22 protein-coding genes are annotated in these 26,936 nt (G+C 52.0%); 14 read left to right on the top strand and 8 right to left on the bottom strand.

The window, feature by feature from the left end; all coding sequences use genetic code 11:
• The first annotated feature begins 228 nt into the window (after nucleotides 1-228).
• Together H6G21_RS22225 and H6G21_RS22220 are read left to right on the top strand one after the other, a co-directional pair.
• The gene (locus H6G21_RS22225; protein WP_190576121.1) at nucleotides 229-441 is read left to right on the top strand and encodes a hypothetical protein; all 213 of its coding nucleotides are present in this window, start codon (nucleotides 229-231) and stop codon (nucleotides 439-441) included.
• A 312-nt stretch (nucleotides 442-753) separates the two neighbouring features.
• On the top strand, nucleotides 754-945 hold the full coding sequence (locus tag H6G21_RS22220; RefSeq protein ID WP_190576120.1) for a hypothetical protein: 192 nt from the start codon (nucleotides 754-756) through the stop codon (nucleotides 943-945).
• A gap of 113 nt (nucleotides 946-1,058) precedes the next feature.
• On the opposite strand, the gene H6G21_RS26095 is transcribed toward H6G21_RS22220, so the two are convergent.
• The 4 genes from H6G21_RS26095 to H6G21_RS22200 all read right to left on the bottom strand — a co-directional run bounded on the left by H6G21_RS26095 (nucleotide 1,059) and on the right by H6G21_RS22200 (nucleotide 7,870).
• The gene (locus tag H6G21_RS26095) at nucleotides 1,059-4,940 is read right to left on the bottom strand and encodes an AAA-like domain-containing protein (RefSeq protein WP_190576118.1); all 3,882 of its coding nucleotides are present in this window, start codon (nucleotides 4,938-4,940) and stop codon (nucleotides 1,059-1,061) included.
• A gap of 182 nt (nucleotides 4,941-5,122) precedes the next feature.
• Nucleotides 5,123-5,374 carry a hypothetical protein gene (locus H6G21_RS22210; protein WP_190576116.1) on the bottom strand — a complete coding sequence of 84 codons (252 nt, stop codon included), beginning with the start codon at nucleotides 5,372-5,374 and terminating at the stop codon, nucleotides 5,123-5,125.
• 26 nt (nucleotides 5,375-5,400) lie between these two features.
• Entirely contained in the window at nucleotides 5,401-6,021 is a 621-nt protein-coding gene (locus H6G21_RS22205; protein ID WP_190576114.1) for a restriction endonuclease subunit R, read from the bottom strand.
• 121 nt (nucleotides 6,022-6,142) lie between these two features.
• Nucleotides 6,143-7,870, bottom strand: a complete 1,728-nt coding sequence (locus H6G21_RS22200; RefSeq protein WP_190576112.1) for an AAA-like domain-containing protein — start codon at nucleotides 7,868-7,870, stop codon at nucleotides 6,143-6,145.
• 336 nt (nucleotides 7,871-8,206) lie between these two features.
• Between H6G21_RS22200 and H6G21_RS22195 the strand changes: the two genes are divergently transcribed.
• Nucleotides 8,207-8,422: a hypothetical protein gene (locus tag H6G21_RS22195; protein ID WP_190576110.1), complete on the top strand. Its 216-nt coding sequence runs from the start codon at nucleotides 8,207-8,209 to the stop codon at nucleotides 8,420-8,422.
• Between the two features lie 494 nt (nucleotides 8,423-8,916).
• Here H6G21_RS22195 and H6G21_RS22190 read toward each other — a convergent pair whose 3' ends face one another.
• Entirely contained in the window at nucleotides 8,917-9,270 is a 354-nt protein-coding gene (locus tag H6G21_RS22190; RefSeq protein WP_190576108.1) for a hypothetical protein, read from the bottom strand.
• A gap of 294 nt (nucleotides 9,271-9,564) precedes the next feature.
• On the opposite strand from H6G21_RS22190, the gene H6G21_RS22185 reads away from it, so the two are divergent.
• Nucleotides 9,565-10,854 (top strand): FAD-dependent hydroxylase, encoded by a 1,290-nt coding sequence (locus H6G21_RS22185; RefSeq protein ID WP_190576106.1) that lies wholly within the window; start codon nucleotides 9,565-9,567, stop codon nucleotides 10,852-10,854.
• A 47-nt stretch (nucleotides 10,855-10,901) separates the two neighbouring features.
• Here H6G21_RS22185 and H6G21_RS22180 read toward each other — a convergent pair whose 3' ends face one another.
• A complete protein-coding gene (locus H6G21_RS22180) occupies nucleotides 10,902-13,385 on the bottom strand; it encodes a serine/threonine-protein kinase (protein ID WP_190576104.1) in 2,484 nt (827 codons plus the stop codon).
• Nucleotides 13,386-14,556: 1,171 nt separating this feature from the next.
• Between H6G21_RS22180 and H6G21_RS22175 the strand changes: the two genes are divergently transcribed.
• The gene (locus H6G21_RS22175) at nucleotides 14,557-15,075 is read left to right on the top strand and encodes an NYN domain-containing protein (RefSeq protein ID WP_190576102.1); all 519 of its coding nucleotides are present in this window, start codon (nucleotides 14,557-14,559) and stop codon (nucleotides 15,073-15,075) included.
• A gap of 280 nt (nucleotides 15,076-15,355) precedes the next feature.
• Here H6G21_RS22175 and H6G21_RS22170 read toward each other — a convergent pair whose 3' ends face one another.
• Nucleotides 15,356-15,688 carry a hypothetical protein gene (locus tag H6G21_RS22170; protein ID WP_190576100.1) on the bottom strand — a complete coding sequence of 111 codons (333 nt, stop codon included), beginning with the start codon at nucleotides 15,686-15,688 and terminating at the stop codon, nucleotides 15,356-15,358.
• A 357-nt stretch (nucleotides 15,689-16,045) separates the two neighbouring features.
• The gene (locus H6G21_RS22165) at nucleotides 16,046-17,776 is read right to left on the bottom strand and encodes an ABC-ATPase domain-containing protein (protein WP_190576098.1); all 1,731 of its coding nucleotides are present in this window, start codon (nucleotides 17,774-17,776) and stop codon (nucleotides 16,046-16,048) included.
• A gap of 185 nt (nucleotides 17,777-17,961) precedes the next feature.
• On the opposite strand from H6G21_RS22165, the gene H6G21_RS22160 reads away from it, so the two are divergent.
• From H6G21_RS22160 to H6G21_RS22120, 9 genes are all read left to right on the top strand, one after another.
• Nucleotides 17,962-18,252, top strand: a complete 291-nt coding sequence (locus H6G21_RS22160; protein ID WP_190576125.1) for a hypothetical protein — start codon at nucleotides 17,962-17,964, stop codon at nucleotides 18,250-18,252.
• Nucleotides 18,230-18,595: a clan AA aspartic protease gene (locus H6G21_RS22155; RefSeq protein ID WP_190576096.1), complete on the top strand. Its 366-nt coding sequence runs from the start codon at nucleotides 18,230-18,232 to the stop codon at nucleotides 18,593-18,595. The genes H6G21_RS22160 and H6G21_RS22155 overlap by 23 nt, the downstream gene beginning before the upstream one ends.
• 55 nt (nucleotides 18,596-18,650) lie before the next feature.
• Nucleotides 18,651-18,866, top strand: a complete 216-nt coding sequence (locus H6G21_RS22150) for an RNA-binding S4 domain-containing protein (RefSeq protein WP_190576095.1) — start codon at nucleotides 18,651-18,653, stop codon at nucleotides 18,864-18,866.
• Nucleotides 18,867-19,011: 145 nt separating this feature from the next.
• The gene (locus H6G21_RS22145) at nucleotides 19,012-19,782 is read left to right on the top strand and encodes an MBL fold metallo-hydrolase (RefSeq protein ID WP_190576093.1); all 771 of its coding nucleotides are present in this window, start codon (nucleotides 19,012-19,014) and stop codon (nucleotides 19,780-19,782) included.
• 127 nt (nucleotides 19,783-19,909) lie between these two features.
• Entirely contained in the window at nucleotides 19,910-20,191 is a 282-nt protein-coding gene (locus tag H6G21_RS22140; protein ID WP_190576091.1) for a 4a-hydroxytetrahydrobiopterin dehydratase, read from the top strand.
• Between the two features lie 173 nt (nucleotides 20,192-20,364).
• On the top strand, nucleotides 20,365-21,279 hold the full coding sequence (locus H6G21_RS22135; RefSeq protein WP_190576089.1) for an NAD(+) kinase: 915 nt from the start codon (nucleotides 20,365-20,367) through the stop codon (nucleotides 21,277-21,279).
• 178 nt (nucleotides 21,280-21,457) lie between these two features.
• The gene (locus H6G21_RS22130) at nucleotides 21,458-23,311 is read left to right on the top strand and encodes a tetratricopeptide repeat protein (RefSeq protein ID WP_190576087.1); all 1,854 of its coding nucleotides are present in this window, start codon (nucleotides 21,458-21,460) and stop codon (nucleotides 23,309-23,311) included.
• 141 nt (nucleotides 23,312-23,452) lie between these two features.
• Entirely contained in the window at nucleotides 23,453-24,424 is a 972-nt protein-coding gene (gene gshB, locus H6G21_RS22125) for a glutathione synthase (protein ID WP_190576085.1), read from the top strand.
• A gap of 235 nt (nucleotides 24,425-24,659) precedes the next feature.
• Nucleotides 24,660-26,894 carry a CHASE2 domain-containing protein gene (locus H6G21_RS22120; RefSeq protein ID WP_190576083.1) on the top strand — a complete coding sequence of 745 codons (2,235 nt, stop codon included), beginning with the start codon at nucleotides 24,660-24,662 and terminating at the stop codon, nucleotides 26,892-26,894.
• The last annotated feature ends 42 nt before the right edge of the window (nucleotides 26,895-26,936 follow it).

Below are 26,936 nucleotides of genomic sequence, written 5' to 3'. Positions count from 1 at the left end.
CGCGGATCACCAAAGACCGTATTGCGGTCTTTGGTTTGCTCAGCACGAATTAAAATCGGGTTATTCATAGAAAATAGCGCTTTCATAGCTTTTTCCTAGTTTATTCCGACTTGTGTGTACACGGTAGCCCACACGCAGGAGAAGGGAGAATGCGATCGGGTTCCCTCTACCTTTGGGAGAGGGTTAGGGTGAGGGCAAAGACTCACTACAAACAGGAGAAGCTCAGTTATGGCGAAAGGTTCTGGCGATCGCGGCGATCGCTCGATCGAACAGTTGCATCCATACTATCGGTTACAACTTTTTGGCACGAAGGAAACGGTGGAGTCAATCATTAACCGATTGCATTCGATCGGGTTTGTGGACAGGGTTTATTGGGGTAAACCGATGCCGGTTCCTGGTGTGGAAGGGGAATGGGTGAGTGTGTTGCAGCGACGTTGGTAACGCTTGAGGTTATACTCAATCAATTTGTGATTGCGATGCGTCGATCCCCCTAAATCCCCCTTAAAAAGGGGGACTTTGAGAGAATTTGCTTGAATTTCGCCTTTTTTAAGGGGGTAGGGGGGATCGGAATTGAGATGGACAAAGTCGATCGCGGTTTGTTTGTGTTGGGTTTAGCGTTGTCGATCGTGTTGGTTATTTTATTCACTCAAGGTCTGAGCTGGCCTGTGGAGGCAAGCTTGAAAGGGTGAGGATATAATGTTTTTAGAAGTCCACTGATTGGGTGAGATGATGATGACGCTGGAACAAGTTTTAATGGCTGCACACCAGTTGTCTCCGATCGAGCAGTTAAGGTTGGTGAGGCAGCTTGTGGGGGATATGGAGGCGGCAATGAGTGCGGGGGAGAGACAGCCGAGGGTGTCTTCCTTGGGAGCGTTGGCGCATTTGGGGCAGGCTCCTAGTGAGGAGGAGATTGATAAGGTGCGGCGGGAGATGGCTGGTTATTAATCGATCGCGACTTGTTAGTGTTGGTTTTAGAATAGTCGATCGTGTTTTCTCTAGAGTTCAATAATTGATTGTCAGATACGTTGCTGAATCTTTTTGATTTAGATTAGCGAGAATCATGATTTTCGGTGTGCTTGGCAGAATGATTGCACGTCGGGAGCAGTTTCAGGATGGGTTGTGAGATAGAGGTTGAGCTTTTGGCAGGCTTGGGTGAGGAGGGTGTCTAAATTGGCGTTCATGTCCCAGAGGTGGAATTGTCCGGTGTTGTCTAGGGTAATGAGAGTTTTGTCATCAGGGCTACGATAAACAGATTCTCCTAGAAATTCTGCGATGAGGTTGCCAGAGGCGGCGTCATAGAGGCGAGTCATATCTTCGTTTTGGGCATACATCAGCATTTTTTTGCCATCATTGCTGAAGCTTATAAAGTCGCCTAGGAGTTTGAGGAGTTCTTTGCCATTGGTATCCAATAGGCGAGTAGTGCCGCCAATTATCTCAGAATAGGTAACCAGCCGTTGGCCATCATTGCTGAAGTCTCTAAGGTATCCAGGGAGTTTGAGGAGTTCTTTACCATTGGCATCAAAAATATGAGTGGTACCGCCATTTGCAAAAGAAAAGGTAGCCAGCCGTCGGCCATCATTGCTGAATCTGTTATCGTATCCTGGGACTTTAAACAGTTCTTTACCATTGGCATCGAAGATATGAATGGTATCGCCATTGTCATCAGAAAAAGTGGCCAGCCGTTGTCTATCATTGCTGAAGCTTCTAAATTTTCCAGGGAGTTTGAGGAGTTCTTTGCCATTGGCATCAAATAAACGACTGGTGACAATGCCATTTTCAGCGGAATCAATGACCAGCCGTTGTCCATCGTTACTGAAGCTGTTAAATTTTCCAGGGAGTTTGAGAATTTCTTTACCATTGGCATCAAACAAGCGACTGGTGACAACGTCATTTTTTCTAGAATTGATGATCAGCCTTTGTCCATCATTGCTGAAGTCTTGAAATTCTCCGGGGACTTTGAGTAGTTCTTTACCATTTGTATCAAACAGGTGACTGGTGCCGCCATTTCCCCAAGAATCGGTTGCTAGTCTTTGTCTATCATTGCTGAAGCCTCTAAAGTTTCCTGGGAGTTTGAGTAGTTCTTTGCCATTGGCATCAAACAAGCGACTGGTGGCAACGTCATTTTCCCTAGAAGAGGTGGCCAGCCACTGTCCATCCTTGCTAAAACTGCTAAAGTCTTGGCGGTCTAGCTTAGGAAATTGTCTCCCTCGAACATTCATTAAGCGAACTATCTCAAAGTTAGCCATCCCAAGTATCGCTTTAGTGTTTCTGGTAATAACTTTGCTGTCATCCTTGCTGAAGCCGCTAAATTCTCCAGGCAGTTTGAGTAGTTCTTTGCCATTGACATCAAAGATACGGGTGGTGCCGCCATTTTCACTAGAATAGGTAGCCAGTCGTTGTGCATTCTTGCTGAAGCCGCTAAATTCTCCAGGCAGTTTGAGCAGTTCTTTGCCACTGACATCAAAGATACGGGTGGTGCCGCCATTTTCACTAGAATAGGTAGCTAGCTTTTGGCCATCATTGCTAAAGCCACCAGAGTCTCCAAGGAATGTAAGAATTTTCCCACGAGAGATGGACAGAGATAAGCCAGTCTTGATTAAGGATCCAGGTAATTTGAGTAGTTCTTTGCCATTGGCACCAAAGATATGGGTGGTACCGCCATTTTTATCAGAAGAAGAAGCCAGCCGTTGGCCATCATTACTGAAGCCGCTAAATTCTCCAGGCAGTTTGAGCAGTTCTTTGCCATTGACATCAAACAGGCGACTAGTGACGATATCATTTTTATCAGAAGAGATAGCTAGCCGTTGGCCATCATTACTGAAGCCGCTAAAGTATCCGGGGAGTTTGAGCAGTTCTTTGCCATTGGCATCAAACAGGCGAATGGTGCCACCATTTTCATTAGAAGAGATGACTAGCCGTTGGCCATCATTGCTGAAGCCGCTAAAGTATCCGGGGAGTTTGAGCAGTTCTTTACCATTGACATCAAAGATATGAGCGGTAATGCCATTTTCATTAGAAGAGATGGCTAGCCGTTGGCCATCCTTGCTGAAGCCGCTAAAGTATCCGGGGAGTTTGAGCAGTTCTTTGCCATTGGCATCAAAGATGCGACTGGTGACAACGCCATTTTCATCAGAATAGGTGGCCAGCCGTTGGCCATCATTGCTGAAGCCCCCAAAGGATCCCTGGAATTCCAGGATATTTTCTTCAATTACGCTGCTGATTGCCAAGTGCAAGGCCAAGATTGTACTTTTACCACTGGCAGGCACTTCCGCAAGACCTATAGGTTGCTCTTGCTGTTTCAACGCCATTCCCAGCTTCGTCGCAGCCAGCAAAATTTCTAATTCTCGAAACCGTTCAAAGGGATAACGCAGTAAGTTGGTTGCTTGCCGCTCCAAACTCGTTTCAGTTTGAGCCATCTTCAGATTTCTCTGGGCTTCCATCCCTGCCTTAATCGAACTCGGCACCGCGATCGCCGCCACCGTCAACGCCAACGCCGCCCCCACCAAACTAACCGCATTCCGCCGATTCGCCTTCCGCGTCGCCGCCGCCACCTTCCGTTCCGCTTCCTCCTCCGCCACGGCCAGCTTCCCCTGCGCCTCCGCCGTCGCCGCCTGCAAAATCCGATTCGCCTCCTCCTGCACCGCCAACGCCCCCTGCGCCGCCACCCGCTCTTCCTGCCGCTCCAGATCCAACGACGCCTGAATAAACCCCACCTCCTCCGATCGCAGCCGCACCTGCGCCATCCCCCACTCGCGGCCCTCCCGCAACGCCTGCCCCCGCAACAACCGCGAATCATCCCGATCGCGCATCCACGCCATCATCTGCTCCGCAAACGGACACAACCGCGCCAACTCCCCCTCAATCCAAGCCCCATCAAACACCGATCGGTAAATCCGGTTATAACTCCACAACCGCCCATCCCGCTTCACCACCAACCCACTCAGCCGCAGCGCCATCTGCTCCCCACTATCCTCCGCCCGCACAGACCCCGCCGCCAACACCCGCTGATAAATCCCCAAAATCTCCCGCCGCTCCTGCTCAGGCCGCTCCAACACCCGATCGCGAATCGTCCGCAAATGCGTCTGCTCATCATTCGCCTCCCAACGGTCAATCACCTGACTCTGCACAAGACGCGCGATCGACTCCTCCAACTTCCCCTCTCCTGCGGGAGAGGGGCCAGGGGTGAGGGCCACTAGCCGACACACCCGCTGCGTCAAAAACGGCTGGCCCCCCGTCCACTGCAAAATCTCCGCCAACATCTCCGCCCCCCGTGGCCCCAGCCCCGCCGCCAACGGAGCCACCTCCCCCGCCGTAAACCCCGCCACCTCGATCGCCCGCCCAACATTAAACGGCGTCCGCGTCTTATCCCGAATCAACTCCCCCGGTGTCGCCACCCCAAACAACGCAAACGTAATCCGCTCATACTCAGGCCGATCGACCCGCAAGTTATAACAAGCCCGAATAAACGCAAAAAAATCATCGATCGGAAACTGCAAACTCAGAACACTATCAATCTCATCCACAAAAATCGCAATCTTCCCCGGCAACGCCCCCAGCAGCCACTCAATCAACGCCCCCAAGCGATCGACCGGCGGCAAATACTCCCGTTCCTTCCACCAACTGCGCAACGGCAACTGCCCCGTCAACCCCAACCCCGCCAAAATCTGCCGCGCCACCCCCGCATACCACTGCTCCAAATTCGGACTCTGACTGCCGATCGCCGTAATATCGATCGCCGCACAGGCCACCCCCTCCGCCTGCAAGCGCTGCATCACCCGCACCCGCAAACTCGACTTCCCCATCTGCCGAGAATTCAGCACATAGCAAAACTGACTCGCCTGCAAACCCGCATACAAATCCGCATCCGCCTGTCGCGTCACATAGGCTGGACTGTCCCCCGGCAACGTCCCGCCAACTTGGTAGAAACTCGCATTCGTCATGGGCAATGCAATAGAGCAACAAGAGGGCACTATCACTATACCAGTGGAAAAATTATCCGTTCCAGCTTACAGTGAATCCTCACTCCATCGAGGGACTCAATCGTCCCATCAATCATCACGGATTCCCTGAACAATGATGGTTAGTGATAATGCAAGACCATTAAAATTAGTAACAGTTAAACCTATCTCTGTAATAACGTTTCGTAAAATCCTGCCCACTCAACATAATTTATTTCATCTCCCAACTCACCAGCCATAAATTGACGATAAAACTGTTCACTGGGAATCTTGTACTGCTGTTCATAACCGCGTAATTTCTCACGGATGGCGTCCCGCGTCCGATCGTGCTGCACTTCAGCCCAAAGCATTTGCCGTTCTTCAGAAGACAGCGCCCGAATTGTTCGGACTAAACCTTCTACCAACTGTCGATTCATAGAACTCCTTGAACTCCTTCCTTTCCCTAAACTTCCCAACTGCGTACAATTTCCCCTAACCGTCGCATTACTTGCAACACCTGCGTTAGATCTCCTGGATTCCGCATGGCAAACTCCTTGGATGTGCCATAAACTTGATTCAACATCTTCAAAAACAAAAAGTTCTGCCCATTGGTGATTAATCCAAAGGTTGGATAATCTGGATAGGGAGCCGCACTCATGTAGGCCAACGCTTGGGGCAACGCAGGCTCTAGGGAAAAGCGATTATGTTTCGCCTCAACCAGCAACACCCACACCTTCTCATGCATGGCCAAAATATCCACCATCCCTCGGAAAATCTGGTCTTCGTCTACGGCACTAATCTGAACCGCCTTTTCCGTGATTAAGCGAAAGGGCGGTTCATAAAATCCTGCCAGCGACAATAACCGCCCCAGAACCACGAGTTTCACCACCCCCTCATCTAGGGATTTGCGGCTGAGATAGGCATAATTCGCCTTTATACGATCGAGATCCTCTTGAGTACGATCGTCAATCTCTGGCAATTCCCCTTGCCACTCCGAGAAAAAATCCAGATCGGTTGTTTCGACTAATTGGAATTGCCCAATTACCTCATCCAAAGTTAATTGATTAATTTGAATTGCAGTCATCGTCGCTTCCTCTGTACTAGAAAAAAGAAGGGTATTCGGCTGAATTTCTTGAAAGTCCCCCTTATTAAGGGGGATTGAGGGGGATCGTTCGCATCGCAATCACAGATCGATTAGATAGAAACTACTCCGATCGTAAGCGATCGGCAAAATAGCTGCGATACAGTTCACTCCGAAAGCCCACATCATTGCCCAACAGATCCACCAACCCCATACTGTGTAGTTGAAACGCCTGCACCGAGGGCAACCGCACCGCCTGCTCCGTCGCGACCAACTGCCGCACCGCCGCCGCCAACTCCGGATGCTGCTCCAAATTCCACAAATGCCGCCGCAGATGATCGCCATACAACCCCGCCTCCGTCGGAGCCTCCCGCAGCAACCCTTCCAGCGTCGTATCGCCCCGCGCAATGTGGTACAGCGCCAACCGCACCAGATAGGGATGCCCCCCCACCATACCCATCAGCCGCCCAATCTGCGACGTATTCCACTTCAAGCCATGGCGATCGGCCAAATCCTGCACCTGCTCAGCGGTAAACTCCGGCAATTCGATCGGGAGTCCCACATTAAACGGCGATTGATTGATATTCATTGGGATGTAAACCTCCGTGGAATGCACCACGACTAAGCGAAAGCGTTTCCACAATTCGCTCGTCTTACCCATCTCATGCCAATTGCGCAATAATCCAAAGAAATCATTGGCAATACTGAGATGTTGAAACACCATATCCACTTCGTCTAAACAGAGCGTTAACGGTTGCGTTAACTCCTGCAATAAATATTCTTCAAAATAAGCCGTGCAATTATCCTTGCTGCCAAAGATATCATCCCAATAATCCTTCAGCTTATTCGGCAATTGCAAGCGCCGCCCCACACTAGCCGCAAACCATTTCAGAAAGCGATCCAAATCCCCAAACACCACAGAATCCGCAATCTGAAAACTCAAAGGCACCCCCAAGCACCCCTGCTGTTCGCCATAGCGCAAAATCCGCGACATCAGCGACGTTTTCCCCATCTGCCGAGGCGCTTTAATGCGGATCAGGGCACCGGGTTGGGAAATCGCTTCATAACAGCGCGCTTCGATCGGAGGACGCTCCACATAAAACTGTGACGCCAAATCCACCTGTCCCCCCGGCAGTTCCGGCTCGGCCACAGGGAGCGGCGGCATCTGCACCGACTCCCGCTGGGCAAACCGGGTTTCGATCGCGGGCGGATCTAAGGCTTCGGGGTGGGCTTCTTCGGGCTGCGTGGCTTCGGGGTTCTCAGTAGGTGCTGCTATAGCTGTTGTCTTTGGCGTAACTGGAGTGCGATCGGCAATTAACGCCAGAATTTCTTGAAAAATACTATCGGTATCCGTCTCACGGTGCCATTCCCGTTGTTGAATACGTTGCAAATAACCCCGTAGATCATAATTGAGGGGCGAATCGATCGGGAAATTGACCCGAATCGGAAATAGCATTGGCTTTCCCGTTTGATCCCGCAATTGTTTCGCCCGCCGGACTTCCTCCGTTACCATTTCACTCACAGCGGACTGTTCCGACAGCAGCAATAGAAAATAATCACAGCGTTCCAATTCCAAATCAATTCGCTTGGCCCAATCTTCCCCCAGTCGGATACTTTCCCCCGCCATAAATGCCCCATGGCCTGCCGCCTGGAACGCATCATGGAACGTCTGCGCCAAACTCATATCGGGATTGCGACTGCGATAACTGATAAAGATCCGTGCCATGGCGATCGATTGACTTCCTGCAATGCCTTCGTCTATCAATTTACTGCACTTTCCCAGAAGGGGATCTGCACCCGCGATCGCGCCTGCCGGAGACGCCCTTCCCTGTTGCCAAATATCACAGAGCATAAACTTTCGTAATACGGTTGACAGGGTGGGACTTTCTTCGTACTGTTATTTTTCATAGCTGACTACAGCTGTTTTTTATAGCTGACTACAGCCGTGGAAAACGGCTCGTAGGGCACAGACCGCCCGTCGGTCAATCAATCAGCTAGACCCCAAAAATTAAAGCGCTGCCCCAGTTGCGTCAACAACGTAAGGCAGCTAAACCCCGAAGCTGGTCTAGGCAGCTAGGCGGTCTGACACGGATTTTAACATTCGATCGGGCCACCCTACTTGTCCTGCGCAAAAGGGTGGCTTTAATTTTTGGGATTTCTTCCCGCTACAACGTTTAGGAGAAATCCCATGTTTATTGGTTTTGATCACGCCGATCACCCGATCGACGATAGCCGCAGACCGCTCCAGTTCTACCTCGTGGGCACCCGCGAAGAAGTCCAAGCGACGATCAATCAACTGCAAGTGCTGCGGTTTTGTGAGCGCATTCGTTGGAGTCCCCCCATCCCCGTTCTCGGTTCCGACTGGAAATACATCAGCATGATGGAGCGCGAACAGGCGTCGTAGTCCGTGCGCCTCCGTGCGCCTGGGTTTAGGGCGCGATCGGCCAGCCCCCGCCATGCGTCTACGGGGGCCTCCTACGGATCTCAACCCACTCGACGATCGACTGAAGCTGCGTGGCCTGATGCTGACCTGATGGCTACATGATGGCTACCTGACGGTTAACCAGTCGTTAACTCGTCGTTAACTCGTCGTTGACTGTGCAGAATCACGACACAGCCTTCCTGGATTCATCTCACTGTGGGGGAATTTGTATCGGCTGGCTCAACTACGACATGCCGTCAAAGTTGCTAGATCTGTTCCATTTCCGATGTCCTAAGTCTTGCAAGATTTGTTTTTTAGAGGCAAATAAAAAATAGATTAATAGACTGTATTGAACTTCTCAGGAAATTTTTTCTGTGAACTTTGCAACCAGTATTTTAGTGAGTATTTCATTGAACATGCTCTTGAAGCGTTTAACAATCACATCTTTTTGTGATCTCTGTTCCTTCATTCGTTATCTAAATAGGTCTCTCCAAAACAGAAAAATCCCAGAAAGCAATCCGGATGCCCCATCCAGCGCTTTCTGAGATGTCTTGTGCTCTATACCTCTTCAGGATACCCAATGGAAGACCATTCCTACCTCCTCTGATGAGATCATCCAAATGGGTGAAAATAATTTCGATCGGGCCTAACCCCCTCAATCCTTTGTACAGGAGTACACCGGATTGATAGACCATCAGCGTCTTTAGTTGAGTATTGACGCAATTACGGCTGGCTAATTCCTGGCTAAATTCCCAGCCAAATTCCTGGCTAAATTCCCAGCCAAATTTCCGGCTACTGCTGACCGAAAACGTGCAGTCAATGCCTGTCATCGTGATCTCGTTCAACCTTGCTGCATCGCCCACGATCGATCGATTTTGCAGGTGGTTCGATCGTGATTCCGATCGCTAAACCCATTCCCGTTGCCCATCGTCAAACGATCACACGTATACCCCATAGCCCAGATCCATCCCCTTGATCCCGGCCAGAATCGATCGATCTGCTTGCCGACTCGGATTTCTTCAGGTCAGAATAGAAATGTAACGGTTTCTTGCGTTTCTTAACAGTTACCCCTTGCTTAGGGGCTAACCCCTTTCTTCACGGTTGGATAATAACGGTTAGATAATATGGCTCAGGTGAAGGCTGTCACATCTGCATACGCTCCGCGTGAAAACTCCCAGGACGCTGAGACCGATGACAATCAAGCCACCTACGATTACGATGTCACGATCGTGGGCGGTGGGATCGTTGGGAGCTTGGCGGCTTGTGCCCTATCCGGTTCAGGACTCAAAATTGCCCTGATTGAAGCGAGCGAACAATCCTTGGCCGTGGCTCGTGGACAGGCGTACTCCCTCAATCTGCTCTCCAGCCAAATTTTTGACCAATTGGGCCTCTGGCAACGGATTCGCCCCCAAATCGAAACCTATACCCAGGTTTATCTCTCCGATGGGCGTCATCCAGGGGTTGTCCAGTTTTCGCCCCAGGATATCCAGTCAGACACGTTGGGCTATGTGGCCGAACATCGGATTCTCCTGGCGGAATTGCAAACCCAACTGCGCCAATGCCCTGACATCACTTGGCTCTGCCCTGCCAAGGTCGTGCAGACAGACTTTCAAGCCAAGGTTGCACGGCTGACGATCGACCAGTCGGGGGAAGTCACCACCCTGCGCAGTCGGCTCGTCGTGGGGGCGGACGGTGCCCGATCTCCCCTGCGGCAACAGGCCAGCATTCGCACCTACGGCTGGCAGTATTGGCAATCCTGTGTGGTCGCCTTTATCCAGCCCGAAAAGTCCCACGCCAACATCGCCTACGAGCGCTTCCAAACCGATGGGCCCTTCGCCATCCTGCCCTTGCCAGATAATCTATGCCGCATTGTCTGGACGGTGCCCCACGCAGAAGCAGAACGTCTGATGCAGCTCGATCGCGCTAGCTTCCTACAGGAACTGACCCAGCGCTACGGCTCCCAGATGGGCCAGCTCGACCTTGTGGGGGATCCCTATGTTTTTCCCGTGCGGCTGCTCCACAGTACCCAGTACGTCAAACCTCGGCTGGCGCTGATTGGCGATGCGGCCCACTGCTGCCATCCCGTCGGCGGCCAAGGCATGAATCTCGGTGTGCGCGATGCAGCGGCCCTGGCGGAGGTCATCCGCACAGCCCACCACCGAGGCGAAGATTTTGCCAGCCTCAAGGTACTCAAGCGCTATGAGCGGTGGCGCATGGTTGAAAATGTCATCGTGCTGGCCTTTACCGATTGCCTCGATCGCCTGTTCTCCAACCGGATTCTCCCGATCGTGGGACTCCGCCGCCTGGGTCTCTGGATCCTCGGCAATATTCAACCGATTAAGACCCAAATCCTGCGGTTGATGCTCGGGCTAACGGGCCGTGCCCCCCAGATCGCAGCCCCAGATAGCCCATAACCCAGACAGCCCATAATTCAGACAGCCCAGGGAATGCCTTAAGCACCTTAAGCATAGGGAGGATCCGTTGGTGGCGTTTCCTGCATGGCATCAGACTGCTCCGGCTCGCGGGGAGGGGCATCGGTCACCTTGAGCGACTGGGGATCGGTCGGCGGAATCTCTTGGGCTGCCCCAAAGTTTTGGGGCCAGATGCGCGTGTCACTGTTAATTTCTTCGCTCGTCACGGTTGTCGCTTCCTGCACTGCTTTTTCCACGAGGGCGGGAGCCGTGGGGAAGGTCGCCAGTTGACGCAGATCTTGCAGGGCATCCTGGGCCGTTTGGTAGCGGGCTTGAAAGTCATAGCGCACCAACTTCGCCAGCACCGCTGCAAATTGGTTACTGACATAACTGTAATCCAGCCAATCAACTTCGCCAGTCACCGGATGGGCTTTCAATTGGCTCGGCGGGCGTCCCGTCAAAGCTTGAATCGCCAACATGCCCACAGCATACAGGTCACTGTTGAGCCTCGGATTGCCCGTACATTGCTCCGGCGGCATATACCCCTGGGTGCCGATGCCAACGGTGAGGTCGCTGGCTTTATCATCCAGGGGCAGTCCCGTTTGAATCGCCTTGGCTGCCCCAAAGTCAATCAACACCAGCTTGCTATCGGATTCCCGCTGGATGATGTTGCTGGGCTTGATATCGCGGTGAATCACCCCGTGCTGGTGCACAAAGCTGAGAATTTGCAACAGTTCCCGCACCATGGAGACCACTTTCGTCTCGGGAAAATGTCGCCCTAGGGCAAACTCTTCACTCAGGGGTCGCCCAATCACCATTTCTTGGACGAGATAAAATTCATTCTCTTCTTCAAAGTAGGCCAGAAGGCGGGGAATTTGATCATGGCTGCCCAGTTGCTCCAAGGCCTCGGCCTCCCGTTTGAATAGCCGTCGGGCTAACCGGAGGTGGCGTGGATTGTCGCTGGTGGGATGGAGTTGCTTCACGACACAACGGGGGGTGCCTGGACGTTGCGTATCTTCTGCGACATAGGTTTCGCCAAACCCGCCGGAGCCGAGGATTTGAATGACTTTGTAGCGTCCACCCAGCTTTTTGCCCTGCAACTCTAACTGCCGCTCATGCAGTAAATTGCGAATCTTGCTGTCTTCCTGTTGGTCAATAATTTCTTGGACAACGGGTGAGGCTCCGTAGCGTTTCAAGGTCTGGCGTAAGCGATCCTGCGTCCGCCGATCGCCGATAATTCCAGCGATCCCGTAGGTTCCCCCCACCCAAATCATGCCCCAAACGGGCAAAGCCGTTGGCACGAGGAGCAGTGCCCCACTCATCAAGGCATAGCTGATAGAGAGCCAAGCCAGGATACTGAAGCTGCCAATTGTCAGCCGCACGATCGCCCGCTGCGATCGACCTTGCAGAAGAATGCCCACCAGCACCAGCCCAAAGGTGACTGCTCCCTGCGCCCAGGTGTTGGGTAGCGCTTCTTTGAGCGTCACCCCTTGCATCAGGTTCGCGATCGCGGTGGCCTGGTATTCCACTCCCTTCATCCGACCCACCGGCGTCTGGACAAAATCGGGCGGATTTTCCAACGCGGACCCAATCACCACCAGCTTATCTTTGAAAACCTGGCCATTCTGCAGGCGATCGCTCCAGTTTTCCGGCGATAGAACGTAGCTAAAGGAAAGGGTTTGGTCTTGAAAGGGCACCCCCGGCGGCCCATAAAAGGACAGGGTGTCCCCTGCGTGGGGCTTCTGGGTCAATCCAGCCACCTTTAATGCCGCTTGAGGAAAGGAGAGTGCCCCCGTCACGTCCAAAATTTCATTCTGGTCGAAATCCGGTCGAATCTTGGTATTGATAAAGGCGTCCCCCAACCGATAAACCCGTTGCTGACTCGGATCAATGCCTTCCGGTTCAAACAGCACATTGACAATGCCAAAGGTGGCTTGGGGCGTGCGGAAAGGGCATGACGGCAGAGACAGTTGGTACTGGTTCCAAACATTGGTCTTGGGGAGAAAATGGGTCGCTAAGGCAATCCGCCCATCGTAGCGTTGTAAAACTTTTTGGAGCGCCCGATCATCTGCCGATGCTGGATAGGTTGTCGGATCGAGGCAGTCCTCCGGTGCCCCCTGCCCTGAGCCATAGCTACTGGGCAAATCCCAAATCACATCCACCGCGATCGCCTTGGCTCCGGCCTGCATGATCCGGTCTAGGGCTTGGGCGTAGATTTCCCGCCGCAGGGGCCAGGCTCCCAGCAAGCTGATGGACTGTTCATCAACTTCCACAATCACAATGTTGTTCGGGACAGGTTTTTGTCCACGCATTTGCTGGAAGGCACTTTGAACATTGCGTTCAGCGACCTGCACCCACAGGGGATTGGTGGCGGTGGCGATCGCCATAACAACTGCCCCCGCCCCTGCGATTAAGTGAACCACCTGTTCAAACTTAGGTTGGGGCCAACGAAAGTGCTTTTGCAAGCGACTGAGCCGCGATTTAGGAGGCAGAGGCAAAGTTTCAGTCGCAGAATTGGAGGATCCTCGTGGCATGCTTCACTCTAAACCATGACTCAAAATTTAGGTGGGCTAGATCAGCTTCAGGCACTCTGACTTGGGAAACTGGCTATCCAAGGGGTGTTCAAACTGTGAATCCAAAACTGTGAATCCAAAGCTGTGAACTCAAAATCCGAGGAAGCACCCTTTACAGTTCTAGCACCCTACTACGGGGCAACCGCTTCTATCTAGCAGCCTAAATTTCTCTATATGGGGTTAAGACACTATAGAATTCAGCATAATCGAGAATTTTAGGCGTGGAGGTTGCTAACCCAGTTTATTCAGGGAAGGAGAACATATTCGGGAAAAAAGAACGTATTCAGGAAAGAAGAACGTATTCAGGAAAGAAGAATTATTGTCGTCTCTCCCAAACAGTCTAATCTGTATTTGTTTCATAGAGCTTCTGTTTCATAGGGCTTCTGTTTCATAGGGCTTGTAGTCATGGCTTGTTTCGGAGGACTTTAGGATTCCAGGGAATCTATCAAGAAACTGTTTGACAATCTGCAACAGCCAATAAAGTTCCTATTCCTCGATCTGTAATGGACTTTTCCAAAACACGGAGGCCGGATATCTTCCAGTGTGTCTTGCATGAGGATAGAGTTAACCCGATAGAAAACTTGAGTCAGATACCATTCAAACCTGTCTACACCTACGACTTCAGATACTAGTTTTTATAAGGTTTCATCGGCACAATGATTAACAACGTGGTTAAATTCGCAGTCTCTTTGCAAGGGTAGTCTCTTTGCAAGGTCTGGTAAACTTTTCCAGCCGTAAGTTAACGTAGATAGATACACTGACTCCATTGAAAAAACTAGTTGGACTCCGTGTTCTTTGTGATGGCAGTGATCGAATACACCGAATATGCTCTATTAAAAGTTCTTGTAGAAATTCTGTCCTAGGACAGACTCAACTGCACTATCCATACCAGGTACGCTGAGAGATTAGTTAAATTAACTTCTAAGTTCTCTAAGGAAAGAAAGCTAACTCCATTTGGAGAACTTTTATCCTAACTATTTGCTCGACTGAATATGCCCTGAAATATGCTTGGATACCTCCCAAGTCTCATCTTCGCCCCCACTCAGTGAGTGCTGATGTTGAGCAGCCAGTTCTTATTTATGAAGCGCGATCGCTCGTTTTGCATACAAAAATTCTAGGTTTTTAAATTCCTATGCCTTACCCACTCAGTCGTCTGTCCATTTTTGTGGACGGCAACAATATGTTCTATGCGCAACAGAAGAACGGTTGGTTCTTCGACCCGAAACGGGTTTTGGAGTACTTTGCAAGTGAACAAGGCATCGAGTTAGTGAATGCCTTTTGGTACACAGGTTTGAAGGATCCGCAAGATCAGCGCGGGTTTCGGGATGCGTTGATTAGTCTGGGATACACCGTGCGGACGAAGATCCTGAAGGAGTACTACGACGATTCATCGGGGCGTTATTCCCAGAAGGCAAACCTCGATATCGAGATTGTTGTGGACATGTTCAACACGGTGGAGTTGTACGATCGCGTCGTTCTATTCAGTGGGGATGGGGATTTTGAGCGAGCGGTTGAACTTTTGCGGTGCAAAAACACCCACATCACGGTTGTTTCCACGGAAGGCATGATCGCCCGTGAACTCCGCAATGCCACCGATCGATACATTGATTTGAACGGCATTCGCGGGTTCATTGAAAAAGTTGAGTATTAATGCGATCGATTGCTCAGTAGTGCGTGACTCCAATACAGGGTAGCCATTACGAGCATTCGATTAGTCAATCAAGAACCTCGATTTTCCACGACAGGGCACAGTCTTCCAGGATTGCCACACTGCTACGGCAAATTGCTGCTGCACCAAATAACTTGCGGCAAATAACTTGTGCTCAATAACTTGCAGCAAATAACTTGTACTCAATAACTTGTACTCAATAACTTGCGGCAAATAACTTGTGCTCACTAACTTGTGCACTAAATCGCTGCTTAAATCGTGGCTATTCCAACAAATGTTGAACAAACTGCCAATTTTCATCATCTTCCCAGTAGGGTGCCGGAAATAGCATCCGTAGGCGTTGTTCTAGTTCTTGCTCAATCTCAGGCATTTCCCCACGATCGAAGAGATTCATGAGTTCGCTCCAATCGCGATCGCGCAAAACGGCAATAGGCTCAGCATGGTCTAGCACTGGTGCAGACGGCTGACGAGGCCGGAGGAGGCTGGGGGCATTCCGCCAAGGATTTTCCAGCAGTTCAATCTCCCGCGAGGTTTGTATCTCGAAGTACTCTGTTAATTCAGAGAAAAGAGGGCTATCGGAAGATTGATCTAGCATTGCATTGCAGGCAGGGCATTGTTATCACAGGTTTTATCACAGGGCATTTATCACAGGGTATTGATCACAGAGTATTGATCACAGGGCACAAGCACTCTACGCAAGCCAATGCTGTGCTTAAGTCAATCCTTGGTTTCAACCAATGCTTTGATCAAGTCAATGCTTTGATTCCATCAATGCTTTGCCTAAGCGAATCCGGTTGAGACCCGTGGAGCCCGATCGATTCATCTTCAAAAATGATCCAAAATGCGGAGAAATTTGAGAAGACCCCGCCAATTTAGCAGAATCTACAGTAGCCCTGATGCATGATCTAGTGTATCCTTTCGAACACGTTTTTTGAGAACAGGGTTCAATCCCTTAGAAAGACTTCACAGAATCCTCATCATCTCGATGGCGTGAACTCGCTTTTCGTAGGCGATTGAGGGCAGCAGCTAATTCTTGAGGTCGAAATTCCACCAAGTCACCCTGGGGATACAGGTGTAAAGAATTTAACTCTTGTAGGTAGATGGGTTGGGCTGGGAGATCCCAACGATTTCCGTGCGGACTGGGTTCGTTCAGCATCAGGAGGGCGGAGGCGATCGCCCGGAGTTGTCCCGGTTCGATCAGTTGTTCTACCGCTGACAGATCAATGGTATAAGGCCCAATTTCTAACTGCTGTAGTCCTCGTAGCTTAATTTTGGGAAATTGATCCTCCTGACGCAGAGCGAGGAAACCGGGCTGAATCGATCGCGATAGTCGAGGCTCCAAGGGCGTTGTGACTTCCCGAAGGCGATCGCCCCCATAGGTCTTGACCACGTGCTGAGCCTGGACGGTTACATCCTGCGGCTGAAATTCCTGCATCGCAATCACCGTATCAGCCACTTCTAAATAATCCCCACAGCCCCCCATCACTAATACAGTGGACACCCCATGTTCTTCGTATAGTTGCCGAATGCGATCGATGAAGGGGGTAATGGGTTCCTGGTCTTTACGAATCAGGGCTTGCATCCGCCGATCGCGAATCATAAAATTCGTCGCGCAGGTGTCTTCATCCAGCAGTAAAACTTGGGTACCCACTGCCAACGCTTCCAGAATATTCGCGGCTTGGGAGGTGCTGCCACTGGCGTTATCGGTTGTAAATTGCTGCACCGATCGACCCTGGGGGAGATGGTTGATAAAGGACGAGAGATCGATCGGGGGAATCCTGCGTCCATCCTCAGCCCGAATTTTCATCGCTGTCGGATTTGTTACAACCCATTCGCGCCCATCCCCCGGAATGTGATTGTAAATGCCCCGTTCGATCGCCCGCAGTAAGGTCGATTTGCCATGGTAGCCACCGCCTACAATCAAGGTGACTCCAGCGGGAATGCCCATGCCAGTGACTTGACCGCGATTTGGGCAGGTCAATTCGACCCGTAACGTTTCCGGTGTTTGAAAGGAAATGACAGACTCTAACAGGGGTCGATCGTCCACGCCACTGCGCCGGGGCAGAATTGCCTGATCTGCAATAAACGCGATTAAATTCTGCTCGGTTAACTGTTGGCGAATGAAATCTGTATCTTCCGCCTGTTCAATGTGAATTCGAATCTCTTCAGAATTTAAATTTGTATAGATCAGTGTTTGTTCAACGACTCTGGGTAGAACTTTACAGAGTAATTCACTGGCTTCTCTCCCAGCAATCCTCCGACCGAAGGCCGGTAATCCCACCCTGAATCGTGCTTCTACTGCCTCTCCTGAAATCAAGACCGATGTACGTTCCAAAATGGCCTGTCCCGGCTGCACCATCTGAATCGTGCCACTATTCCCTGTACCTGCGCGGGGCAGTTGATGCCACAGCGATCGCACCACCCGATCGAATTGCCGAGTCAGCCAATCCCGCAACGCAATTTCGCGAATTTGATTACGGAAGAGGTGGGATGGAAATTGCGCGATCGCCTGCGGTACGATGACCCGGACTTGGCTCGGGGTGGCAAAGGGATCCCCTTGTACCCGATCGATCCATAGCGTGAAGTCCGGAAAGTCATGGCGACCCTGAATCTCTCGATAGGCTTTGTAGCTGGCTCCATCGAGGGATTGCAAACGGGAAAGAAGATCGGAATTCGTGGGCATAGTGCGGTTGGATCCTAGTTAGCCTACTTCATGTATGGGTTGGAGTGCGGTTTAAAGGCTATCTGTTGAGTCTATCCAAAGCAAATCTGGGTCAGCCTGCATGGGGGGTGGGCAATGCTCATCATACTATTCGTAGGTTAGTATGAAAGAATTCAAAGAGATAGCGTAGCGATCGGGGGTCAATGATGCAAGCGATCCTATTAAGCAGCGAAGAAGTCGCGAAACGTGCCAACCAACTTTACGATAACCAAATCCGTCAAGTCGTTGAGACGGAGGAAAATATTGGTAAGATGGTCATCATTGATATTGAGACAGGTGACTACGAGATTGATGAAACTGGACTGCAAGCAGCACACAATCTCAATGCAAAACATCCCTTTGCAAGACTTTTTGGGATTCGCATTGGCTACAATGTAGCGGCTTCGTTAGGGGGTGTTATGGAGAGGGTGAGCAGTGATTTCCGGTATAGTGACTGACAGACATGCGATCGTATCATTGACATTTCTCTTGGTAAATGGTTCAACTTTCCCGATCGAGTTTGTTGTAGATACCGGTTTTACGGATTACCTGTGTTTACCACCAGAAGCGGTAAATTTGCTGAGGCTTCCATTCTTGTATAACCTGCCTGTGAATTTGGCAGATAACAGCACAGTTTCTTTAGCCGTTCATCAAGCAACAATTTTTTGGAATGGCGTGGAGCGGGATATCCGTGTGTTTGCGACAGGGCGCAGACCTCTGATTGGAACGGCGATGCTGAATGAGCAAGAACTTGTGATTCAATTCATAGAGGGCGGATTAGTGACGATCGATGAGTTGTAAGCGCTTCCTAGAATTTCACATTTCACCCCACCACCACTAGCGGTAGCCTCTCCCCATGGCTGACTTTATCAAACTGGATCAATTTCTGAAATTAGTCGGTGTTGTGGACACCGGTGGCCAAGCCAAACTGTTAATCCAAGATGGTCGGGTGCGGGTCAACGGCACGATCGAACTGCGGCGAGGTCGTAAGTTAGTCAATGGCGATCGGGTGACGACCATGGGCGAAACCTTCGAAGTGGAACTGGTGGGCGATCAGGATGCCTGGGCGTAAAGGCCCCTTGCAACTGCCAATGTAAGCATTCTCGTGAAAACGACCCAGGGAACACGACCCTGGGAAAACAACCCAGGGATAAACCAGGACAGAATCGAGGGTGCTACCCTGAAAGAGATCCCGTCCTTCACTTTCCAATTTTCCAATGTACTTGACTTGGCTTGATAGCAACTCTTGGCTGATTGAACTGGCTGGTAAGCGGATTCTCCTCGATCCTTGGTTGGTTGATGACTTGATGTTCGGCAACGCGAAATGGTTTTTCCGAGGGTTTCGCAGCCACGATCGGGCCATTCCCGAAAATATTGATCTGATTTTGCTCTCCCAAGGGTTAGAAGATCACGCCCATCCTGCCACCCTCAAGGCACTGGACAAGTCCATTCCCGTGGTGGGTTCGCCCAATGCGGCCAAAGTTGCAGAATCGCTGGGATTCGCCCAAGTGACGGCCCTTCCCCACCACCACGTTTTTACCTTGGATAAGACGGTTAAAGTCCAAGCGTTGGAAGGCTCACCCGTCGGCCCGACTACGAAGGAAAATGCTTACCTGCTCAAAGATTTGACCCAGGGGACAACGCTGTACTATGAACCCCACGGCTACCATTCCCCAGAACTGAAGAAGCAAGGCACGATCGATGTGGTGCTGACACCCATGGTGGATCTGAAATTGCCATTGCTGGGATCTTTTATTAAAGGCACCTCCAGTGCGCTGGAATTGGCGCAATGGGTCAAGCCTCAAGTCATGCTGCCCACCGCTGCCGGGGGAGATATTGAATTTGATGGGATGTTAATCAAGCTCCTGTCTGCCGATGGTGGCCCTGCGGATCTGCAAAAACAACTCACAGCCAAAGGTCTAGCCACCCAAGTCCTGGAACCCAAACCGGGCGATCGCTGCGAAATCCCCCTCAAAATGGCGGTTTAAGCCGGACTTCGTGATTTCAGGAGTTCTGATTCTCTGCCAATTTCTCGCAGCAAGTTCTCTGCCAAGTTCTTTAAACAAGCTCTCTGCCAAATTTTATCTATCTACCTAAAAATAATCAGGAGTGCCCATGGCGATCGTGTTATCCCCCCAAGATCTGGAAAGCCAACTGAGCCAACTAGAAGGATGGTCAGTGCAAAACGGCAAACTCTACCGCCAGTTCCAATTTGCTGATTTTGTGCGGGCGTTTGGCTTTATGGCCAGTATGGCGCTGGTGTCGGAGGCCATGGGACACCACCCAGAGTGGTTTAATGTCTACAATCGCGTCACGGTCGAACTGACGACCCATGATGCAGGGGGCATTACGCTCAAGGATATTGAATGGGCGAAAAAAGCCAACGAAATCGCTTGATGGCCGCCTGCGGCTGGAATCTCAAGCCCGTGGGTCTATCTAATTTCCTGGGTCTATCTACTGTCATCTAAGGCAGTTGTCTGTCCTGCCCAGAATTTAGCTCACCAGCATTGTCCCTCCTTTGCCAAAGCAGAGTAGCTTAAGGAAAAGCAATTTCGGCAGCAGGATAGCGCATGAAGCTGGAACAGGTGATTGTGGCCTACAAATCAGGGGATGCCCTGGCCAAGCGATCGGCGGAACGGTGTGCCCAAGCCCTAGAGCAACGCGGGATTAACGTCCTCCTTGGCCCCAGTGGCCCCCACGATAATCCCTACCCGGTGTTTCTCGGCTCGGTACGGAATTCGATCGATCTCGCAGTAGTTCTCGGGGGGGATGGAGCTGCCCTGAGCGCTGCCCGCAACCTGGCCGCAGCCCAAATTCCCATTTTGGCGGTCAACATCGGCGGCCATTTGGGCTTTCTGGCGGAGTCGCCCGATGACTTCGACAGCGAAACCATTTGGGATCGGCTCTTGGACGATCGCTATGCCATCCAACGGCGCATGATGCTGCAAGCGGCCATTTACGAAGGCCACCGCGATCGGGAACCCCAGAGCGATACGTTTCTCGCCCTCAACGAAATGTGTATTAAACCCGCTGCCGCCGATCGCATGCTGACTTCCATCCTGGAAATGGAAATCGACGGCGAAGTGGTGGATCAGTACCAGGGGGATGGGCTGATCGTCGCCACGCCCACGGGTTCCACCTGCTACACCGTGGCAGCCAATGGCCCAATCGTCCATCCCGGTATGGAAGCGATCGTCGTGACACCCATCTGTCCCCTCAGTCTATCCAGCCGTCCGATCGTGCTGCCTCCCGGTTGCATCGTGAGTATCTGGCCGCTCATGGATCCTGATGTAAATACCAAGCTCTGGATGGATGGGGTGTTAGCTACTGCCATTTGGCCGGGACAGCGGGTGGATATTCGGGTGGCGGACTGTGAAGCGCAGTTTATTATACTGCGGGAAAATTACTCCTATTACCGTACTCTAGAAGAGAAGTTGCAATGGGCCGGAGCGAGAATTCGTTACAGCAACCATCACCGGAATTAGTCAGGGCTAGCCCCCGAACGATCGCACTGCTACATGCATCGATCGCAGGCTGACTGCACCGCTGGGCCACCTCCTTCGATCGGATCCCCCGTGAGAGATTCTCGATCGATCCTTCCACCTTTTAAGTTCATCCTTTACTCTGGAAGTACAAGCTGTTTTTCCCTGAATACCACCCTCCATGGCCGATCTCCAAGCCCGTTACACCACCTTGATCGAAAACATTGTGCAAATGACGCTAAAAGGTCAAATCCGATCGAAGGAGCAGGTGTATGAGATGTTGGTGGAGGAACTGGAACCGGGCAGTGATGAAGAATTTTCCACCTGTTTGACCGATCGCAGTAGCAGCACCCAGCAACAGGCGGAAGATTCCCGTGATGAACTGAAACAAGCCAAAGCCCAACGGGCCCTGCGCGCGCTGAAAACCTTGGAAAGTGCCTGGAGCCGCTACCAACAGGACAACCAAGCCCGAGGCACGATCGCCACTGCCATCCACCAAATCACCACCGCTGAACCGCAGCAACGGTTACTGGCCTTTCTGACGGTGATTGATCCGAACCAGGCCAATCCCCTCACGACCGATCAACTCAACCAGTTAGCGATCGCCCTGCGCCAAGCCTTCACCGATCCCGACACCAAACAGGATTTGCAGCAACTAGCAGCGGGCATTCTGCAAGGACTGCAATCCTGGCAGGCGCTCCGGGAACACCTCGTGGCCTGGATTTACGAACGGCAGGGTTTGGGCTTTACGGAAAGTAGCCAACGGCTGAGTCCCTGGGGCTACTGGGCCAAGCAACCGATCGGCAGTCTGCCCCGATCGCTCTTTCACGCGATCGAACTGGATCAGGCGATCGATGTCTGGGCCTCCCAACAAACCGCCGTCAAAATGCAGGATTGGGTGGAACTGACCTTGGTTTTGCAGCGGCTGCAACAGGGGTTAGGCATCTGGGCGGATCAGCGGGTCTACGATTCCAAGCTGGGAGCGAAGCTGAGTGCCGCCATTTTTGTCGGCTTTTCGGCCGTGTGGGTGGGCTTGGCCAATGGGCTGACCCATGCCACGTTACTTAATTCCCACCACCGCGAACAGTACGCCACCGCTGCCTTTCGAGCGGCTCTGCAAGTTCTGCGCACCCTGGCCCAGCGATCGTACTTTCCTTTCTACAACAGCAGCTTTGGCATCATCGGTACCAACAACTTTCGATCGGCCATGGACTACCTCAGCGCCCCCCTGCGCCAAGTGGACGGCACCCAGGAAAAGGCGCGGCTGTTGACCCTGCTAGGCTCCTTCCTGCGCAATCGGGGGCTGCATCGCGATGCCCTGGAAATCTACACCTCCGCCCGCGAAATTGCCCAAGCTGCCGCCGACAGCCTCTGCGAGGTGGCAGCCCTCAACATGATGGGCCAGACCTCCGTCGCCCTCAAGCAGTACGAGGCCGCGATCGACTACAGCCAACGGGCCTTAATCCTGAGTCGGCAACACGGCGATCGGCTCGGGGAAGCCCATGCTTTGGCGAACTTGGGCTATAGCGAAGTTTGCCGTGCCCAAGCCCTAGAACTCGCGCCGGAGGTCTACGAACCTGCCATGGCCTACCTGACCCAAGGTCTGCAAGTGGCCCATGTCTTGGAAGACCCCGTCTGCGAAGGACTGTGCGCTACCAGTTTGGGGATTGCCTACATTGCCCTCAGCCAACCGGAGCAGGCCCTGGCCCACATCAAGACGGGTCTCAGTTCCCTGCGCCTATCGGGAGATATTTATCTCTATGGAATTAATTTGATTGCCATGGCGGAGGCTTGCTACCAATTGGGGGAGATGGATCAAGTGGTCTATGCAGGTATGCTGGCGATCCATTACCTGCATTTCCTGGAGGCGTCGGAGTGGCGACAGGCGGCAGGCTTGCTGACTATCCTGCAAGGCAAGTTGGGGGAACAGTTTCCACTGCTGCTAGAGCAGGAAAAGGCGGATCTGATCCGCGTTCTAGGGCTTGAACTATATGAACAAACCCTGCGCCTGCTGGAGGAGTACCAATCCCAGTAAGCTTCCTCGGAGATAACGGAGAAGAGTCGGGGGAGCCCCTCGATCGCGCCGATTGAGCCGTCGATCGGGTGGACACAGGGAATCAGTCAGTTTGCGCTATGGTGAGAGACGTTTCGTTTGCTGAATCAGAGGAACCCTTTCGTGAGACTGACATTCATCATTGACCCGATCGATCACCTTGATCCAACCCATGATTCCAGCGTTGCCATGATGGAAGCTGCGCAGGAACTGGGCCACGAAGTTTGGATCACCTATGCCAACCAACTCAGCGTCATCGACGGCAAAGCTTGGGCCACGCTGCAACCTGTGCAACTGATTCCGGTTACGCCAGGGGCCAATCGCTGGGTGGCGGTTGCCCATTGGTATACGCTCGGCGAATCGTCGTTGCAACCGTTGGAGTCCATGGATGCGGTCTTTATGCGGGTCGATCCGCCGGTGGATACCCTCTACCTCTACACGACCTATATTTTGGACTACATCGATCGCCGCAAGACCTTGGTGCTGAATGCGCCCAGTGGGTTACGGGCCGCCAACGAAAAGATGTATGCCCTGCAATTTACCGAGGCCGTCCCCACGACGATCGTCACCCAAGATAAACAAGTCATCCGCAAGTTCTTGGAAGACCAGGGGGCAGCGGTGCTCAAACCTCTGGGGGGCAAGGCAGGAGAAGGGATTTTGTTTCTGGAACCGGGCGATCGCAACTTCAACTCCCTGGTTGAAATCAGCACCCACCAAGGCCGCCTGCCCATCATGGTGCAAACCTATCTCCCCGACGCCAAGCAGGGGGATAAGCGGGTGATTTTGCTGGATGGCGAGCCGATCGGTGCAGTGAATCGTGTTCCCACCGGGGAAGAGTTCCGGGGCAACATGGCCGTTGGGGGACGGGCTGACCAAATTGATATCACCGATCGCGATCGGGAAATTTGCACCCAACTTGCGCCGACCCTGCGGCGGGATGGTCTCATCTTCGTCGGCATTGATATCATTGGTGGTTACCTGACGGAAGTGAATGTCACCAGTCCCACGGGCATTCGGGAGATCGATCGGCTCAGCCATGTCCGCCTTGGACATCAGGTCATTGAGTGGGTTGCTCAATCTCGACAAAAAACTTAATTTAATGATTTTTATCTCCCAAGTATGATTTTCCAAAAGGCCATTCCAACTTACATTTTGTAGGATTGATTCGCGCTTGATAGTCTAATACTGACACTTGTGATGTTGCATCAGCATGGATGGTGTTGCATCGGTTGGCCGAAAAGATTGGGGGCCAACGAGTGAATGTATCAATCGATAGAGTGTTTTTGCTTGATACTCGCCTACGCCTTTGCTAGCAGTGATTCTCCGATTTTTGCATCCCCGTCAATCTAGTGCCTCTGCCCAAGTTCAGTCGCGATCGGTATGGGTCGATCGTTGCCGACGAGTTTGGGCAAGGAGTGGCACCCTGTTGACAGCGGTTGGGGTAGCAGGCTGCATCATTGCATTGCGGTCAACGGGAATTCTGCAAGGCTGGGAATTTAGCGTGAGTGATCAATTTTTTCGCCTACGCCCCACTGAACCGATCGATCACCGGATTGTCATTGTTGCGATTGAGGAGGGCGATCTTCAGCAGGCGGGGGGCTGGCCAATTTCCAATCAAACCTTGACGCAGCTTTTGCAAACCCTCAAGGCCGCCCAGCCGCGGGCGATCGGCTTGGATCTCTATCGAGATTTACCCAACGATCGTCAGTATCCTGAACTGGTGAATGTGATGAAATCCATGCCCAATTTGATCGGCATTGAGCAACTGCCGGATCAAAGTAATGCGGCTGGCATCAAGCCTCCGGCTCCGTTGGATGAATTGGGACAAGTGGGATTCAATAATATTATTCTCGACCCAGACCAAACCGTACGGCGATCGATTCTCTACTGGCAGACAGAACATCGTCCCCGCTATCAAGAAAGTTTTGCCCTCAAGTTAGCGCAGCTTTACCTGGCTCCCTATGGCATTGCGCCCAAGCCTGCTACGCCTAATTCCCGTAATTTAAAACTGGGTTCCGCTGTGTTTCAGCAACTCAAGGCGGATGATGGAAATTACGTCCGGGCGGATGTCGGTGCTTACCAAGTCTGGGTCAATTTCCGAGGCAAGACCGGCTCTTTCCGCATGATTCCCCTAAGCCATGTGCTAGAGCGTCGTCTTTCCCAGGATGAGCTCCGCGATCGCATTGTCCTGATTGGATCAACGGCCACCAGCCTGAAAGACTTTTCCGCCACCCCGTACAATTCTGATCCCTATCTCGTGGGTAAGCACCAGCGTACGCAATTGATGAGTGGTGTGGAGTTGCAGGCCCACTTTGTCAGTCAAATCATTAGTGCTGTTTTGGATCAGCGTCCCCTTTTGCGCAATGGGGCCGAGCCCCTGGAGTGGTTGTGGATTGGGCTCTGGACGTGGTTGGGGACGGCAATGTGTTGGCGATTGCGGACACCCCGGCGATCGTTAGCCGCGATTAGTCTGGCTTGCATGATTGTGGTTGGGTTAGGCTATGCAGCGTTTCGTTATAGCTGGATGATTCCTGTTGTTCCCCCGATTCTGGGCCTTGTAGGGGCAGCAGCAGCGATTACCAGCTATGTCGCCCATTCGGAAGAGGAGTTGAAGCGATCGACGGAATTTCTGCGGCGGGTGATTGATACGATTCCTGATCCTGTGTTTGTCAAAGATAAACAGCATCATTGGATTGTGCTGAACGAAGCCTATGCCCGCTTTGTGGGGGTTCCCGTTGCGGATCTGGTTGGACGCACCGTTTACGATGTGTTTCCCAAGCAGGAAGCCGATGTGTTCTGGCAGCAGGACGCTCAAGTGTTTCGGCGGGAAACCGAGCAGGAAAACGAAGAACAATTGACCAACATTTACGGAACCACCTATTGCATTGCGACCAAGCGATCGCTGCACAAGGATGCGGCGGGTAATTTATTCCTTGTTGGGGTGATTCGGGATATTACCCAGCGTAAGAGTGTGGAGGAAGAATTGCGCCGTACCACAGCGGAATTGTCGAAGTCCAATGAAGAGTTGCGGCAATCCCAAAATCGTTTAAGTTACCTCGCCAATCATGATCCATTAACAGGACTCCCGAACCGTCAGTACTTCCAAGAAAAACTGCAAGCAGCGATCGAATGGGCGGAGGTCAACCGCCGCCAGGTTGCTTTGCTATTTCTGGATCTGGACGGTTTTAAACAAGTGAATGATACGTTAGGCCATGGGATTGGCGATCAGTTATTGCGATCGGTGTCGAAACGGTTGACCTGCTGCCTGCGGGCAAGTGATACGGTGGCACGATTGGGCGGTGATGAATTTACAGTCATTTTGCCAGCGGTTCCTGGAATTCAGGAGGTGATTCGGGTGGCGGAAAAAATACTCCACACCCTCGCTCAACCGTTTATCCTAGAGGGTCACACCGTGCGAGTCACCACCAGCATTGGAATTAGTCTGTATCCCAACCATGCGGAAGATCTAGAAACGTTGCTGAAACAGGCGGATACGGCGATGTATCGAGCTAAACAGGCGGGTAAGAGCCAGTTTGCGATCGCAGATCAGACCGATTGTGAGTGAATACAAGCTTGAAAGATAGCATCAAACTGCAGATGCCATTGC

This window comes from Alkalinema sp. FACHB-956 (assembly GCF_014697025.1).
In the GTDB taxonomy this organism is placed as follows: domain Bacteria; phylum Cyanobacteriota; class Cyanobacteriia; order Leptolyngbyales; family Leptolyngbyaceae; genus Alkalinema.
The sequence above is the reverse complement of the archived record's forward strand: the minus strand, read 5'-3'. Positions and strand labels throughout refer to the sequence as shown.

Excerpts from the sequence above, each read along its gene's own strand:
- H6G21_RS22225 (WP_190576121.1), top strand. The coding sequence starts at position 229 with ATGGCGAAAGGTTCTGGCGATCGCGGCGATCGCTCGATCGAACAGTTG.
- H6G21_RS22135 (WP_190576089.1), top strand. The coding sequence starts at position 20,365 with ATGAAGCTGGAACAGGTGATTGTGGCCTACAAATCAGGGGATGCCCTG.
- H6G21_RS22205 (WP_190576114.1), bottom strand. The coding sequence starts at position 6,021 with ATGACTGCAATTCAAATTAATCAATTAACTTTGGATGAGGTAATTGGG.
- H6G21_RS22130 (WP_190576087.1), top strand. The coding sequence starts at position 21,458 with ATGGCCGATCTCCAAGCCCGTTACACCACCTTGATCGAAAACATTGTG.
- H6G21_RS22220 (WP_190576120.1), top strand. The coding sequence starts at position 754 with ATGGCTGCACACCAGTTGTCTCCGATCGAGCAGTTAAGGTTGGTGAGG.
- H6G21_RS22160 (WP_190576125.1), top strand. The coding sequence starts at position 17,962 with ATGCAAGCGATCCTATTAAGCAGCGAAGAAGTCGCGAAACGTGCCAAC.
- H6G21_RS22165 (WP_190576098.1), bottom strand. The coding sequence starts at position 17,776 with ATGCCCACGAATTCCGATCTTCTTTCCCGTTTGCAATCCCTCGATGGA.
- H6G21_RS22200 (WP_190576112.1), bottom strand. The coding sequence starts at position 7,870 with ATGCTCTGTGATATTTGGCAACAGGGAAGGGCGTCTCCGGCAGGCGCG.
- H6G21_RS22145 (WP_190576093.1), top strand. The coding sequence starts at position 19,012 with ATGTACTTGACTTGGCTTGATAGCAACTCTTGGCTGATTGAACTGGCT.
- H6G21_RS22195 (WP_190576110.1), top strand. The coding sequence starts at position 8,207 with ATGTTTATTGGTTTTGATCACGCCGATCACCCGATCGACGATAGCCGC.
- H6G21_RS26095 (WP_190576118.1), bottom strand. The coding sequence starts at position 4,940 with ATGACGAATGCGAGTTTCTACCAAGTTGGCGGGACGTTGCCGGGGGAC.
- H6G21_RS22190 (WP_190576108.1), bottom strand. The coding sequence starts at position 9,270 with ATGACAGGCATTGACTGCACGTTTTCGGTCAGCAGTAGCCGGAAATTT.
- H6G21_RS22185 (WP_190576106.1), top strand. The coding sequence starts at position 9,565 with ATGGCTCAGGTGAAGGCTGTCACATCTGCATACGCTCCGCGTGAAAAC.
- H6G21_RS22175 (WP_190576102.1), top strand. The coding sequence starts at position 14,557 with ATGCCTTACCCACTCAGTCGTCTGTCCATTTTTGTGGACGGCAACAAT.
- H6G21_RS22170 (WP_190576100.1), bottom strand. The coding sequence starts at position 15,688 with ATGCTAGATCAATCTTCCGATAGCCCTCTTTTCTCTGAATTAACAGAG.
- H6G21_RS22210 (WP_190576116.1), bottom strand. The coding sequence starts at position 5,374 with ATGAATCGACAGTTGGTAGAAGGTTTAGTCCGAACAATTCGGGCGCTG.
- H6G21_RS22140 (WP_190576091.1), top strand. The coding sequence starts at position 19,910 with ATGGCGATCGTGTTATCCCCCCAAGATCTGGAAAGCCAACTGAGCCAA.
- H6G21_RS22150 (WP_190576095.1), top strand. The coding sequence starts at position 18,651 with ATGGCTGACTTTATCAAACTGGATCAATTTCTGAAATTAGTCGGTGTT.
- H6G21_RS22180 (WP_190576104.1), bottom strand. The coding sequence starts at position 13,385 with ATGCCACGAGGATCCTCCAATTCTGCGACTGAAACTTTGCCTCTGCCT.